This window comes from Mycobacterium sp. IDUB_21 (assembly GCF_055419425.1).
This window is the reverse complement of the sequence record NZ_JBVAXQ010000006.1, coordinates 66,371-80,561: the sequence shown is the minus strand read 5'-3', so window position 1 is coordinate 80,561 and position 14,191 is coordinate 66,371. Positions and strand designations below refer to the sequence as shown.

Sequence of the window (14,191 nt, the reverse complement as noted above, 5' to 3'; positions counted from 1 at the left end):
GTCGATAGCATCGGCGGAATGAGCGACGACTCCAGCGCAAAACCGGAAGTCCTGGTCGAGCAACTCGACCGGATCCTGATCATCACGATCAACCGTCCCGAGGCCAAGAACGCGGTCAACGCCGCGGTCAGCCAGGGACTGGCGGACGCGATGGACCGCCTCGATGACGATCCGGGACTGTCGGTGGGGATCCTGACCGGCGCCGGCGGATCGTTCTGCGCCGGCATGGACCTCAAGGCGTTCGCCCGGGGGGAGAACGTGGTGGTGCCCGGCCGCGGACTCGGCTTCACCGACCGCCCCCCGGCCAAGCCGCTGATCGCTGCGGTCGAGGGCTACGCGCTGGCCGGTGGAACCGAACTGGCGCTGGCAGCCGACCTGATCGTGGCCGCACGCGACGCGGTCTTCGGGATTCCCGAGGTCAAGCGTGGATTGGTGGCCGCCGGCGGCGGGCTGTTGCGGCTGCCACAGCGCATCCCGTATGCGCTCGCGATGGAACTGGCGCTGACCGGGGAGAGCCTGCCGGCGGTAAGGGCGCACGAGCTGGGCATGGTCAATGTGCTGGCCGAGCATGAGACCGTGCGCAACGCCGCGATCATGCTGGCCGAGAAGATCACCGCCAACGGGCCGTTGGCGGTGGCCGCCACCAAGCGGATCATCACCGAATCGCGCGGCTGGAGTCCGCAGGAGATGTTCGCCGAGCAGATGAAGCTCGCCCTGCCGGTGTTGGTGTCTTCCGACGCCAAGGAAGGCGCCCGTGCCTTCGCCGAGAAGCGTCTGCCGCAGTGGACCGGCAGCTGAGGCTTCCCGCATCGACCTGACCGGCCTCGGTGACGTCGAGGCCAGGGTGGCGCAGGTACTCGACAGCTGAGTTCGCGCTGCGCCGCGGCTCTTACGGCCGGGTTTGATGCGGCGGGCCAGCTTCGCCTCTCCTCCGTCGAGCCTCGCTACCCACCGGGATGCGCTGAAACCCCGGAACTCGCCGCGGGTCTTGGAGCATGCTTGACCCATGGGTCACTACAAGAGCAATGTCCGCGACCTGGAGTTCAATCTGTTCGAGGTGCTGGGGTTGGAGCAGTGTCTGGCCGACGACGCGTTCGGCGACCTCGACGGTGACACGGTGCGCCAGATGCTGACCGAAGCTGCCAAGCTCGCCGAGGGGCCGGTGGCCGAGTCGTTCGCCGAGAGCGACCGCCATCCGCCGGTGTTCGACCCGGCCACCCACGTCGTGACGATGCCGGAGCCGTTCAAGGCCTCGCTGCGGGCCTGGCAGGCCGGCGAGTGGTTCCGGATCGGCCTGAAGGAGGACGTCGGCGGCGTGCCGGCGCCGGCGATGGTGTCCTGGGCGATCAACGAATTGGTGCTCGGCGCCAATCCGGCGGTGTTCATGTTCATGGCCGGCCCGATATTCGCCAACATCCTCTACGACGTGGGCAACGAACAGCAGCGGCACTGGGCGGCCATGGCAATCGACCGGAACTGGGGCGCCACCATGGTTCTCACCGAACCAGATGCCGGCTCCGACGTCGGCGCCGGCCGGACCAAGGCGATCGAGCAGCCCGACGGCAGCTGGCACATCGACGGCGTCAAGCGGTTCATCACCAACGGTGACAGTGACGACCTGTTCGAGAACATCATGCACATGACCCTGGCCCGACCCGAGGGTGCCGGGCCGGGAACCAAGGGGCTCAGTCTGTTTCTGGTACCCAAGTACCTGCCGGATCCCGAGACCGGGGAACCGGGCGAGCGCAACGGGGTGTTCGTCACCGGGCTGGAACACAAGATGGGACTGAAGGTTTCGACCACCTGCGAACTCACCTTCGGTCAGCACGACGTGCCGGCAAAGGGCTGGCTGGTCGGCGACACCCGCAACGGTATCGCGCAGATGTTCCACGTCATCGAGTACGCACGAATGATGGTGGGCACCAAGGCGATTGCCACGCTGTCGACCGGCTATCTCAATGCACTGGAGTACGCCAAGACACGTATTCAGGGCGCCGATCTGACCCAGATGACCGACAAGACCGCGCCGCGGGTGACCATCATCCACCATCCGGATGTGCGGCGCGCCCTGATGATGCAGAAGACCTACGCCGAGGGGATGCGGGCGTTGTACCTCTACACCGCGGCCCATCAGAATCCGCAGGTGGCGATGCTGGTGTCGGGGGCCGACCCCGAGATGGCCGAACGGGTCAACGATCTCTTGCTGCCGATCGTCAAGGGCGTCGGCTCCGAACGGGCATATCAGTATCTGACCGATGCGCTGCAGACCTTCGGCGGATCGGGCTTCCTGCAGGACTATCCGATCGAGCAGTACATCCGCGACGCCAAGATCGACTCGCTCTACGAGGGCACCACCGCCATTCAGGCGCAGGACTTCTTCTTCCGCAAGATCGCCCGCGACCGGGGGGCGGCGTTGGGTCATCTGGTCGCCCAGATCGAGACGTTCCTCGACAGCGGCGATGCGCGTTCCGAGCTGGCGGACTCCCGCAAGTTGTTGGCCGCTGCCCTCGACGACGTGCGGGCGATGGCCACCACCATGACCGGATTCCTGCTCGGTTCGCAGCAGGACTCCCGCGAGCTCTACCGGGTGGGCCTGGAGTCGGTGCGGTTTCTGCTGGCCGTGGGCGACCTGGTGATCGGCTGGCTGCTGTTGCGGCAGGCCGAGATCGCGCTGGGCGCGCTGGATGGCGATCCGTCCGATGGAGACCGAAACTTCTATCTTGGAAAGGTCTCCGCGGCAACGTTTTTCGTCGGGAACGTGCTGCCCAGGCTCAGTGCGGAGCGACGTATCGTCGAAAACGACGACCTGGCGGTGATGGATCTGAGCGAGGACGCGTTCTGATCCACCGGCCTCGATGCCTACGGCCGGCCCGGGATTTGCTGCTTACTTCTGTGCGCGAAACGGCCACAACCGGCGTAATTGTCGTTAGCGTAAATATTCCCTGAGGTTCGGTTCGGTCGGGTTGGGGAAGGCTCATTCATGTCTGAAGTTCGTCGTCACACGGGCAAGCGCAATTCAGGTCGGGGTCGCCGGGGACGGCTGATCGGGCCAGTGGCATCGGTGGGGGCCTTCCTGTCGTTCGGGTTGGCGCCGTCGGCTAACGCGGACTTCGACGATCTGCTCACCGATCTGTTCGATCCGAATGCCTGGAGCAACCTGTCCGGTGATTTCGACAGCCTGTTCACTTCGTCGGGTTGGGATCTGTCGGGTGCTGCCGATGCGGGCGGGACTGATCTGGCCCAGATGTGGGACACGTACTTCTACGCGCCGTTGCACGACGGCTTGCAGGACTGGATCAACTCCGACTTCGGGTCACAGGTCAACGGTGTGATCAACCAGATGTTCGCGCCGTTCACCGAGGGTTTCTGCGGGCTGATCTGTAACGGTGTCGATGGCACCGCAGGCGATGTCGACGGTCAGGCCGGTGGGCTGTTGTTCGGCGATGGTGGGGACGGCTGGTCCACCACCGTCGAGGGCATGGTCGGCGGTAACGGTGGGCATGCCGGGGGTATCGGCAGCGGCGGCGACGGTGGCGCCGGCGGTTCGGGTGCCGACGGCGGCAACGGCGGGCACGGCGGTGAGATGTGGGGCAACGGCGGCGATGGTGGCGCCGGCGGTGATGCGACGGCGACGTTGCTGGCCGGTAACGGTGGTATTGGTGGGTCTTCGGGTCAAGCTCAGGACTTCTTCGGGATGGGCGCGCTGGGCAACGGAGGCGACGGTGGCGTCGGCGGTGCGGGCTGGACCGGCGCCAACAGCGGCAACGGCGTCGATGGCGTGGCCGGGACCGCCGGCGGCAATGGCGGCGCCGGCGGAGCCGGTTCGTCGATCCTGGGTATCGGCGGCAATGGTGGTGCCGGTGGTGCCGGCGGCAATGGTGGCAATGGTGGGGCCGGGGTAACCGGGACGGCGGGGACCTTCGACAACAACGGCGACGGCATCGGCGGTGCCGGCGGCAACGGCGGCAGCGGTGGGGGCGGTGGCAACGGCGGTCATGGCGGGACTGCTGGTAAGGGTGCGGCACTGTTCGGTGGTGACGGTGTCGACGGGGCCGGCGGGGATGCCGGCAACGGCGGGGCGGGTGGTCTAGCCGGTGACGGCGGTGACGGCGCGGCCGGCACCATCGCCCATCTCGACGGTGGCAACGGCGGCAACGGCGGTGACGCAGGCACGGGTGGCGCTGCCGGCATCGCGGGCACCGGCTCGTCCACCGGGAACGCGGGTGCGGCCGGCGCGTCGCCGACCGGACTACAGGGCAACGGCGGGGCCGGCGGTGCGGGCATGGACGGTCAGTTCGTCACCAATCCCGATGGCACCGTGACCGTGCAGGGCGGCGGCGTCGGCGGCAACGGCGGTGATGGCGGCAGGTTCGGTGACGGCGGCGATGGCGGGGCGGGTGGCTACGGCGCGTCCGGGACCGGAGGCGACAGTGTCGATGGCGGCGCGGGTGGCAATGGCGGCAACGGGGGTGCCGGTGGCAGTGAATCCGGCGATGCCGGTGACGGCGGTGACGGGGGTCAGGGCGGCACCGTCAACGGCGGTGACGGCGCCGACGCGGCGGCGGGCTCCAACAGTTCGGGTGGCAACGGTGGCGTGGGTGGCAACGGCGGTGTCGGTGGGAACGGTGGCGCCGGCGGCAGCGCGGCCCACGGCGCCGCCGGCAACGGTGGCAACGCCGGCAACGGGGGCAATGCCGGCAACGGTGGCAACGGCGGGGATGGTGCCGGCGGGCCCTTACACAGCAACCCCAACCCGGGACGCGCGGGGAGCGGTGGTGACGGTGGCGACGCCGGCGAGCACGGCGGCGCGGCAGGTACTGCCGGACACGGCGGAATCGGTGAGAGCGGCGAGCAGGCCGCCGACGGCCAAACCGGCTCGACCGGCAGCGACCGCGCCAACGGGGGCGACGGCGGCAAGGGCGGTGCCGGCGCCTTCGGCGAGCCGGGCTCCTTCGCGCAAGTCGGCGGCGCCGGCGGTCATGGCGGCAATGCCAGCACGCTCGGCGATGGCGGACGGGGCGGGGACGGTGGTGTGGGCGGCAGCATCGACGTCACCTTGAATCTGATCGGACAGCCCGGTGGCCTGGGCGGCGACGGCGGCGACGGTGCCGGCGAGGGCGGCCACGGTGGTGACGGCGGTGACGGTGGTGACGCCGGCGGGACCAACTTCGGCGTGGGCGACGTCTACAGCGGCCTGGGTGCCGGTGGCGCCGGCGGTACCGGCGGCAGCGGCGGCGTCAACGGCACCGGTGGTGACGGCGGCAGCGGCGGCGGTGGAGGGACGGACAAGGGCAGCGGGTCCCCGGATATCGGCGGCGCCGGCGGTGCGGGCGGCAGCGGCGGGATCGGCACGAACGGCGGCCACGGCGGTGGTGGCGGCGGTGGTGGTGGCGGCGGCGCCGACGAGCACGGTGTGTCGCAGGATCACGCCGTTGAATACGGCCAGGGCGGAGCCGGCGGTGTAGGCGGTGCGGGCGGCGACGCCGACGGCGCCGGTGTCTTCGGCGGTGCCGGGGGCACCGGTGGTACCGGCGGCGACGGTATCGCCATCGACGCGATAGGCACCGGCGGCGTTGGCGGCGCGGGTGGAACCGGTGGCCTGGTCGGCCCGCAGGGCGACGGGACCGGTGGCGCCGGGGGCGCCGGGGGCACCGGCACCAATGGCGCGACCGGTGGCAACGGCGAAGCCGGCGGTGCCGGCGGGGCCGATGGCACCACCGGTACTGCGGGCGGTCCAGGCCAGAACCACTAGACGTGCGACCGGTTACTACCCTTCAGGGCGTGGACACCCACACCCGCAAGTACCGGCTGCCCGACCACGGCTACGCCATCGTCCGATGGGCTCACGAGTTGGCGAAAGGGCGCGGCGCGGTGGTGGTGGAACCCGATGTCGAGCGGATCCGGCACCCCGATGGCGCACTGGCATTCGTCGACGCCGCACCGTTCAAAACGGTGCCGGACGGTCCGCTGTCTGTTTTGCGCGAATTGCTCGACCTGGAGGCTCGTGAGATCCGGTCCTGGAGCAAGGCCGGGTTCGCCAGGTTTCACAAGCGAGTCGCCGTCAGGCGGGCCGACCGGATCTGCCGGGAGCAGGGCAGCGAAGCGGCCGTCGACTGGGTGCTGGCGAACGCGACCACCGACGACGTGAACCTCGGCGAGCTTCGGGAGCGGTTGGGACCGCGGTTGTACACCGCCGGTGGCCGCGACGAGGATTTTTACCGCGCCCAGGTGGGACGCTGTATCGAACACCGCCGCCGGCACCGCCTGGCCCGGTAGGAGCTCAGCTGCGCCGTTGCCGAACCCTGTAGGTAGACGGCCACGACACCCGGGTGTCGTCGCCCAGCAACGCTGTCCCCTTCGCGCCGACGGTGACGTTGTAGGGCTCCTGTCCCGGGCCGACTTCGCGGTTGGCGTGTTCGGTGGCCAGGTAGTACAGCTGATCGATCTCCAGATCGACGAACGCCACAAAGCTGGTCTTGCGCACCGCGTCCCCGAAGCCGGCGGTCATCCGGTCCGCCACGATGCGCGACGCGATCGCTGCAGCGGCCAGAATCCCGAACGGGATCACCCAGTAGCAGAGGTAGGTCAGCGGAGAGTCGGTGTTGTGCAGCGTGGCGTCGGACAGCGCGATCTGCGGGACCGCCGCCGATACCGACATCGCTGCGAGCGCACCCAGCCAGATCCAGGTCAGCCGGTCCACGACGGGTCCGAACAACTCGGTTTGCACCACTGCCGCAGGCAGATCCGCCTTCGCGACGGCCTCCGCCACTGACTTGCCGAGCACCTTGCTGGTCAGCAACACCGCGAACAGTCCGGCGAAACTCAGCGGCAGCACCCACCGTTGCGCGCAGCCGAACACCAGTGGCAGCACCGCCAGCACCGCGAACGTCGCAACGCCCCCGGTACCGAGGTGCCGCGCCGATGACTCGCGGCTGCTGAGCATGACGGCGACCGCAACAGCCAGTCCCGCTACCGCCGCGATCAGCAGCGGCGCATTTCCCACCAGCACCCAGTACACCGCCCACGGTGCAAACCACAGCAGCACACCCACGGACGGCAGTATAGGGGCTTACCGTTGCGGCAACGGCAATGCGGCGTGATCCGGGGCCGCTCAGCTGTCCAGCGTGTAGCCCATCGGCATCAGCACGCTCTTCTGCTGGGTGAAATGCTCGACGCCCTCTTTGCCGTTCTCCCGCCCGATGCCGGAGTTCTTGTAGCCGCCGAACGGGCAGCAGGGGTCGAAGGCGTACCAGTTGATCGCATAGGTGCCGGTGCGGATCTTGCTCGAGATCTCGATCCCGCGCGGGACGTCACTGGTCCACACGCTGCCCGCCAGCCCGTACACCGAGTCGTTGGCGATCGCGATCGCCTCATCCTCGGTGTCGTAGCCGATGATCGACAGCACCGGCCCGAAGATCTCCTCCTGGGCGATGGTCATGGAGTTGTCCACGTCGGCGAACACGGTCGGCTGCACGAAGTAGCCGCCGTCCAACCCTTCGGGGCGGCCGCCGCCGCACACCAGCCGGGCGCCCTCCTCGATGCCCTTGGCGATGTAGCCCTCGACCCGTTCGCGCTGCTTCTCGCTGATCAGCGCGCCGACCTGGGCGGCAGGGTCACTCGGCACGCCGACCGGCATGGCGGTGACAAAGTTCTTGATGGCGTCCACGATCTCCTCGTAGCGGGAGCGCGGCGCCAGGATGCGGGTCTGGGCCACGCAGGCCTGCCCGGTGTTCATGATCCCGGAGAACACCAGCATCGGGACCGCCGACGCCAGGTCGACGTCCTCGAGCACGATCGCCGCCGACTTGCCGCCGAGTTCCAGCGTGCACGGCTTGAGCAGCTCCGCGGCGCGCTTGCCGATCTCCTTGCCGACGCCCGAGCTGCCGGTGAAGGAGAAGATGTCGACGTCGGGGTTGGACGTCAGGGCCTGGCCGGTCTCCACGCCGCCCGGCACCACCGACAGCACTCCCTCGGGCAGGCCCGCGTCGGCGAACGCCTGGGCCAGCAGGTTGGCGGTCAACGGGGTCTCGGCGGCCGGCTTGAGCACTACGGTGCAGCCGGCCAGCAGTGCCGGACCCAGCTTGTTGACTGCCAGGAACAGCGGCACGTTCCAGGCCACGATCGCGCCGACCACACCCAGCGGTTCCCGGCGCACGATCGTCTGCCCGTAGGCGCCGGTGCGGATCTCTTCCCAACTGACCTCGTCGACCGCAGGGCCGGCGAAGAAGTTCAGGGCCCCGATCGAGCTCATCCAGTGCATGGTCTCCACGCCCATCGGCGGCTGGCCGGTCTCGGCGGCCAGCAGCGTGGTGAACAGCTCTTTGCGCTCCTCCATCAGCTTGATCGCGGCGCTGATGACGGCGGCCCGCTCGGCCGGCGGGGTCGACGGCCACGGACCCGAGTCGAAAGCTTGACGGGCCGCCGCGACTGCGCTGTCAACGTCGGCCTTCGCCGCCAGCGGCACCTTTCCGACGTACTCGCCGGTGGCCGGACAGCGAACCTCGATGACCTGGTCGGTGGACGGGGCGGTCCACTTGCCGCCGATGAACAGGGTGTCGTATTCGGTGCTGGAGTCGCTCATGGGCGCCACCCTACCTAGCGGACGCGCGGATTAGAACACGTTGCAGTCAATCCGTCAGCCGGGTTGCAGGACCAGCACCAGATTGCTCACTCCGAACTCCCGAATGCCCGGCGCGGAGGTCATCCACCACGCCCATCGCGGGTGATAACGGGGAAATGCCGTGACGAGCGCGCCGGTATGGCGCGCCCAGTCCAGCCCGTCGGCCGCCGACACCGCGAACAGTGACGAACCGTAGTTGTTCTTGGGCGGATGGCCGTGCTTGCGGGTGTAGCGCCGGGCGGCTCTCCGACCACCCAGATAGTGGCTCAGGCCCGTCTCGTGGCCGCCGAACGGTCCCAACCACACCGTGTAGGACAGCACCACGAGCCCGCCCGGTCGGGTGACCCGCAGCATCTCGTCACCAAGCCGCCAGGGCCGCGACACGTGCTCGGCGACGTTGGATGACAGGCAGATGTCCACGGTGTCATCGGCGAACGGCAACGCCATCCCCGATGCCCGTACGAAGGTGCCGGCCGCATCAGCGGGGCGGTGCCCTGCCGCATGCATTTCTCGCGGGTCCGGTTCCACGCCGATGTAGCGCAGGCCGGCGTCGGCGAATGCGGTGGCGAAGTATCCCGGCCCGCCTCCGACGTCCAGCAGGGTTCTGCCGGTCGGTTCGCCGCCGTTGACGCCCTGCCACAGGTCGGTGACCAGGGTGGCGGTATCGGCAGCCAGCGCGCTGTAGAACCGGGCCGGGTCGGTCTGCTCGTAGCGGAACTGGGCCAGCAGGCGCACCGAACGGGCCAACGTCGCGCGTCGGGCGAACAGGTCGGTGGCGGCCACCGGGCCAAGCCTAAGCGCAGCCTGCGGGACTACCCTGTAGTCCTGTGTCCGCCGTGCGCTCCGTCCTGCTGCTGTGCTGGCGGGACACCGGGCATCCGCAGGGCGGCGGCAGCGAGACCTACCTGCAGCGCCTCGGCGCAGAGTTGGCCGCCGCCGGTGTCGCGGTCACGCTGCGCACCGCCCGCTACCCGGGCGCGCCCAAACACGAGGTCGTCGACGGGGTGCAGATCAGTCGGGGCGGCGGCCGGCACACCATCTATCTGCGGGCGGGGGCGGCCATGGTCGCCGCGCGGCTGGGCCTCGGGCCGCTGCGACGAGTCCGCCCGGATGTGGTGATCGACACCCAGAACGGGTTGCCGTTCCTGGCCAGGCTGGCCTACGGCCGGCGGGTGGCGGTACTGGTGCACCACTGCCACCGGGAGCAGTGGCCGGTGGCCGGGCCGGTGCTGAGCCGGATCGGCTGGTTCGTGGAGTCGAGGCTGTCGCCGTGGCTGAACCGGCGCAACCAGTATCTGACCGTATCGCTGCCGTCGGTGCGTGACCTGATCGAGCTGGGGGTGGGCGCCGAACGGATCGCGGTGGTGCGCAACGGCCTCGACGAAGCTCCGCAGCAGACTCTTTTCGGCCCCCGCGCGCCGTGGCCGCGGGTGGTGGTGCTGTCCCGGCTGGTGCCGCACAAGCAGATCGAGGACGCCCTGGATGCGGTTGCGGCACTGCGTACCCGGGTGTCGGGCCTGCGCCTTGACATCATCGGCGGCGGCTGGTGGGGCGACCGACTGGTGCAGCACGCCGCCGGACTGGGGATCACCGACGTGGTCACCTTCCACGGCCACGTCGACGAGGAAACCAAACACCAACTGGTGCAACAGGCTTGGGTGCACGTGCTGCCGTCCCGCAAGGAAGGCTGGGGGCTGGCCGTTATCGAGGCCGGCCAGCACGGGGTGCCCACCATCGGCTACCGGTCCTCCGGCGGGCTGTCCGACTCGATCGTCGACGGCGTGACCGGACTGCTGGTCGACGACCGCGACGAGCTCGTTGAGCAGCTCCACCGCCTGTTGGCGGATGCGGTGCTACGTGAACAGCTCGGCAGCAAGGCACAAGACCGCAGCGCCGAATTCTCCTGGCAGCAAAGCGCTGATGGGCTGCGCGAGGTGCTGGCGGCGGTGCGCGAACGCCGGTACGTCAGCGGCGTAGTCTGACGGCAATAGGGCGGAGGTGTGCCGGTGAGCGACGACCACGCAGCCCCTTTGCTGCTCTACGACGGCGTCTGCGGAATCTGCAATCGCTCGGTCCAGACCATCATTCGGAACGATCGGCAGGGCACTCTGCGATTCGCGGCCCTGGACAGTGACTTCGCCGGTGCGGTGATCGATCGGCATCCGGGCTTGCAGGGCGTCGACTCGATGGTGTTCGTCGACGACCCGGGCGGACCTCATGAGCGGGTCAGCCTCCGGTCGGCGGCGGTCCTGCGGGTGGCCGACTATCTGGGCGGGCCGTTCCGGGTGCTGCTCGCGGCGCGCCTCATCCCCGCGGGGCTGCGTGACCGGCTCTACGATCGCTTCGCCGCCGTCCGCTACCGGCTCGGCGGGAGGCACGACACCTGCCCGCTGCCGGCGCCCGAGGTGCGTGCCCGCTTCCTGGAGATCTAGGACGACCGGTCAGCCCGGCGTGCGTCAGTCCAGCGTCGAACGGCCGGTGCGGCCAGACCTGCCGCACCTACCACCAGCATCGCCAGCCAAACCAGATGCGCCGCCAGGGCGGCCCGGCGCGGCCCGGCGGAAACCTTCGGGGCATGGCCGCCGACCCGGTACAGGGTGAAGTCGGAGTCACGGTAGACGATCGGCAACCGCATCAGAGTTTTTGCGGCAGCGCCCATTTCGCCGTCGGTATCGGACTCCTTGACCACCCACCCCACCCCGTACACGCCGAGCATGGCCGGTTCGGCGCCGGACAGCAGCGCCTGTTGTACCGCCCGGGCGTGGGTGCCCTCACCGGGCACGGTCTGCCCGCCGACACTCAGATCGCCGGTGCTCAGCACCTCGGCGCGCACCCACCGGCCCAGCGGGTCGAGCACCGGCGCCGGCCCGGCCCAGGAGAACTGCCGCATGGTGTCGGCCGGCAGCACGGCCACCGGGCGCGGATCGGCGTTGATCTTCGCCGCCACCGCCGCCCAGCCGGGCGGGTAGCGCACCGGCTCGACCCGGCCGGCCACGCCCCAGGCCAGGTCGGGCAGCACAATGATCAGCGCGACACAGCACACCAGTGCCGCCCGCGCCGGCGGTAGCCGGTGCCGCAGTCCCGCTACCGCGCCGGCCCCGGCCAGCGCGTAACCCGGCATCGCCAGTGCCACCCACTTCTGGCCGTCGCGCAGCATTCCGACGCCGGGCGCGGCGTCCACCGCCCAGCCCAGCACCGCCAGCCCCGGGCCGGTCGCCAAAATCGTGAACGTCAGTACCGTCACACCCGCCAGCGCCAGTAATGGCCGCACGGCGGGGTTGTCTCGCACTGTCGGCAAGCCCAGCGCCACCACACCGAGGAACACCGCTGTCGCCAGCAGTGCGAAAACCGTTGTCCGCGAACCCGGTACTGCATCGGCATTCCAGATTCCGCCAAGCCCGGCGAGACTGCCCAGGGTGCCCAGGCCCGGCTCGGCGCGAGCCGCGAACGCGGTCACCCCGGCTGACTCGCCGTGTGCAGACCCCGGGCCGACCATCAAGGCCATCAGCCAGGGCAGCGCGGCGGTGCCGGCGATCGCCACGACGCTGGTCGCACACCACCACCGCGGCGGCCCGGACCCCGGCACCGCAACGCACACCAGCGCCACCACGGCGGCCAGCAGTAGCCCGGTCGGGGTCAATCCGGCCAGCGCCAGGAAGAACACCAACCCGAACAACCCGGCGGTTCGGCGAGGCTCGCCGGAGTCGGCCCCCGGGCCGGCGGAGGTGAGCGGAAGCCGGGACCGCCGCATAGATCCGCCGCTCCCGACGCGCAACCCCAGCATCGCCGCCGCCACCCACGGCAGGCACCCGTACCCGACCAGTAAGCTCCAATGCCCCTGCAAAAGCCGCTCGGCCACATAGGGATTCCAGATCGCGACGGTGATCGCCACCAGCTGACCGGGCAGCCCGGCGTCCGGCAGCATCATGACCACCAGCCGCGCCGCACCCCAGCCGGCCAGCCACAACCCCGCGATCAGCAGCACCTTGACCACGACGCCGCCGTCCAGCAGTCGCGACGCCAGCGCCACCGCGAAGTCCTGCGGCACCGCCCGCGGCGCCGCTTCGCGCAGCCCGAGGGCGGTCCCGGTCAGGTACGACCGTGGTGTCGACACCGCATCACGCAGCAGCAGGTAACCCGGCCGCAGTAACGGCGCCAGGATTAGCAGCGTCAGACCCAGTGCATAGCACGGCGCGATCCAGCGCCTGGCTCGCACCACCGCGGGTTACGACGGCTGATCGGGTGCCGGATCCGGGTTACCGCGATCCGGCGGGCCGGACTCCGGCGGGGTTGCCGGGCGGTCCAGCTGGGGACGTTGCGTGGGCAGCTTCTCCGTCTCGGCCTCGGCGCCCGAAGGGTGTCCGGGCAACGGTGCCTTGGGCGTGAAGCCGCCGAAGAACCCGCCGTCGGAGCCATCCCGGCCGGGCCGGCCCAGCGCCGCCTCGGCGGGCAGGCTGAACCAGCCGACCAGGATGCCGCCGATCAACGAGATCAGCCCGGCGGCGGTGAAGGTGATCGGCAGGACCCGCGACCACAGGGCGACCCGGTCGCGTTCGTTGCGGGCAGCGTTCACCTGAGCCTCGACGGTCTCCTCGGAGCTGGCGACCGTGTAGTCGGCCAGTGCGACCTCCGGCTTCTGTGGGTCGCGTGCGTAGTAGTGGTTGGCGTGCACCTTCGACTTGACGATGGTGCCCGAGACCGGATCCACCCACATCGTCCGCTGCGCGGCGTAGTACCGCGTCATCGTGATGTCCTCGTCGGGGTCGGCGCCCTCGATGTTCCACATCCGGGCGGGAGCGGTGATCTCCCCATCCTCGTCGTGGCCGTACAGCGACGGGTAGCGCACCGGCTCGGACAGGCTGCCGTCCGGGTCGTAGCCGACGTTCTGGGCGAACCGGTACACGGTCAGTCCGTTGACGTCGTCCTCGCCCTCGTAGTTGGCCTCGTAGGCCTTCTGCGCGATCGGATCGAAGTACTGGTAGGACTGCTTCTGGGTGTCGAAGGGGAACCGGTAGGACAGTCCCTCGTGCGGCAGCGCGATGTTGGTGGGCGGGCTGTCGTCTTCGTAATTGCGCGGCCGCTGCACTGAGCCACCGGGGTGGTTGTCATCCGAAATCGCCTCGGCGGTGGTGCGATTCAACGTCACGGTGTCGACGATGGCCAGCAGCAGGCCGCTGTCCTTCTGCCTGTCCGCGCGCCGCAGCGACGAGCCGGCCTGCAGGGTCACGACGTCGGCGTTGGCGGGTGCCTCGACACCGATCTGCTGCTGGGCCACCAGCGGCACATCCTGGTCGACGACCGCGTGTTCCTCACCGAGGGACTCCGGGTCCAGTGCCGCGCCGCTGCCGTTGCTGATCAGGGTGACGTCGATATCGAGCGGGATCTTGGCGATCTTGCCCACCGTGTAGGTGGACAGCAGCAGTGCCGCGATCAGCATGGCGGCGCCGAGGCCCATGACTGCGCATGCCGCGATACGCATCATGACTGCTCGGTTCACGTCGCCGTATCCTCCTTTGTCAACCCGCACCTAAATCTGTTTGACCCTAACAGCAGAAGTTCAAACAGCTACTG

11 protein-coding genes are annotated in these 14,191 nt (G+C 69.5%); 6 read left to right on the top strand and 5 right to left on the bottom strand.

Annotated features, from left to right (window positions below; genetic code table 11):
- Positions 1-18: 18 nt before the first annotated feature.
- The 4 genes from ACZYY4_RS11170 (at position 19) to ACZYY4_RS11155 (ending at position 6,276) form a co-directional block, all read left to right on the top strand.
- A complete protein-coding gene (locus ACZYY4_RS11170; protein ID WP_463810054.1) occupies positions 19-798 on the top strand; it encodes a crotonase/enoyl-CoA hydratase family protein in 780 nt (259 codons plus the stop codon).
- Between the two features lie 208 nt (positions 799-1,006).
- Complete coding sequence (locus ACZYY4_RS11165) at positions 1,007-2,842, top strand: acyl-CoA dehydrogenase (RefSeq protein ID WP_463810053.1); 1,836 nt, start codon at positions 1,007-1,009, stop codon at positions 2,840-2,842.
- A 210-nt stretch (positions 2,843-3,052) separates the two neighbouring features.
- Complete coding sequence (locus tag ACZYY4_RS11160; RefSeq protein ID WP_463810052.1) at positions 3,053-5,752, top strand: PGRS repeat-containing protein; 2,700 nt, start codon at positions 3,053-3,055, stop codon at positions 5,750-5,752.
- A gap of 29 nt (positions 5,753-5,781) precedes the next feature.
- Positions 5,782-6,276 carry a hypothetical protein gene (locus ACZYY4_RS11155; protein WP_463810051.1) on the top strand — a complete coding sequence of 165 codons (495 nt, stop codon included), beginning with the start codon at positions 5,782-5,784 and terminating at the stop codon, positions 6,274-6,276.
- Positions 6,277-6,280: 4 nt separating this feature from the next.
- Here the strand turns inward: ACZYY4_RS11155 and ACZYY4_RS11150 are convergent, their stop codons facing one another.
- From ACZYY4_RS11150 to ACZYY4_RS11140, 3 genes are read right to left on the bottom strand one after another with little or no spacing between them, the layout of a single operon-like run.
- Positions 6,281-7,051, bottom strand: coding sequence for a hypothetical protein (locus tag ACZYY4_RS11150; RefSeq protein ID WP_463810050.1), 771 nt, complete (start codon positions 7,049-7,051; stop codon positions 6,281-6,283).
- A gap of 60 nt (positions 7,052-7,111) precedes the next feature.
- Complete coding sequence (locus tag ACZYY4_RS11145) at positions 7,112-8,581, bottom strand: aldehyde dehydrogenase (protein ID WP_463810049.1); 1,470 nt, start codon at positions 8,579-8,581, stop codon at positions 7,112-7,114.
- A gap of 54 nt (positions 8,582-8,635) precedes the next feature.
- The gene (locus ACZYY4_RS11140) at positions 8,636-9,403 is read right to left on the bottom strand and encodes a class I SAM-dependent methyltransferase (protein ID WP_463810048.1); all 768 of its coding nucleotides are present in this window, start codon (positions 9,401-9,403) and stop codon (positions 8,636-8,638) included.
- 44 nt (positions 9,404-9,447) lie between these two features.
- Between ACZYY4_RS11140 and ACZYY4_RS11135 the strand changes: the two genes are divergently transcribed.
- Together ACZYY4_RS11135 and ACZYY4_RS11130 are read left to right on the top strand one after the other, a co-directional pair.
- Positions 9,448-10,602: a glycosyltransferase family 4 protein gene (locus ACZYY4_RS11135; protein ID WP_463810047.1), complete on the top strand. Its 1,155-nt coding sequence runs from the start codon at positions 9,448-9,450 to the stop codon at positions 10,600-10,602.
- A gap of 24 nt (positions 10,603-10,626) precedes the next feature.
- Positions 10,627-11,052 carry a thiol-disulfide oxidoreductase DCC family protein gene (locus ACZYY4_RS11130; RefSeq protein WP_463810046.1) on the top strand — a complete coding sequence of 142 codons (426 nt, stop codon included), beginning with the start codon at positions 10,627-10,629 and terminating at the stop codon, positions 11,050-11,052.
- On the opposite strand, the gene ACZYY4_RS11125 is transcribed toward ACZYY4_RS11130, so the two are convergent.
- Together ACZYY4_RS11125 and pgfA are read right to left on the bottom strand one after the other, a co-directional pair.
- Positions 11,049-12,839: an MmpA family trehalose lipid delivery protein gene (locus tag ACZYY4_RS11125; RefSeq protein ID WP_463810045.1), complete on the bottom strand. Its 1,791-nt coding sequence runs from the start codon at positions 12,837-12,839 to the stop codon at positions 11,049-11,051. The genes ACZYY4_RS11130 and ACZYY4_RS11125 overlap by 4 nt on opposite strands.
- 6 nt (positions 12,840-12,845) lie before the next feature.
- Complete coding sequence (gene pgfA, locus ACZYY4_RS11120) at positions 12,846-14,117, bottom strand: cell envelope lipid trafficking protein PgfA (protein ID WP_463810044.1); 1,272 nt, start codon at positions 14,115-14,117, stop codon at positions 12,846-12,848.
- Between the last annotated feature and the right edge of the window lie 74 nt (positions 14,118-14,191).

Bases quoted from the DNA above. Each gene is read 5' to 3' on its own strand.
- ACZYY4_RS11145 (WP_463810049.1), bottom strand. From the start codon at position 8,581: ATGAGCGACTCCAGCACCGAATACGACACCCTGTTCATCGGCGGCAAG.
- ACZYY4_RS11165 (WP_463810053.1), top strand. From the start codon at position 1,007: ATGGGTCACTACAAGAGCAATGTCCGCGACCTGGAGTTCAATCTGTTC.
- ACZYY4_RS11170 (WP_463810054.1), top strand. From the start codon at position 19: ATGAGCGACGACTCCAGCGCAAAACCGGAAGTCCTGGTCGAGCAACTC.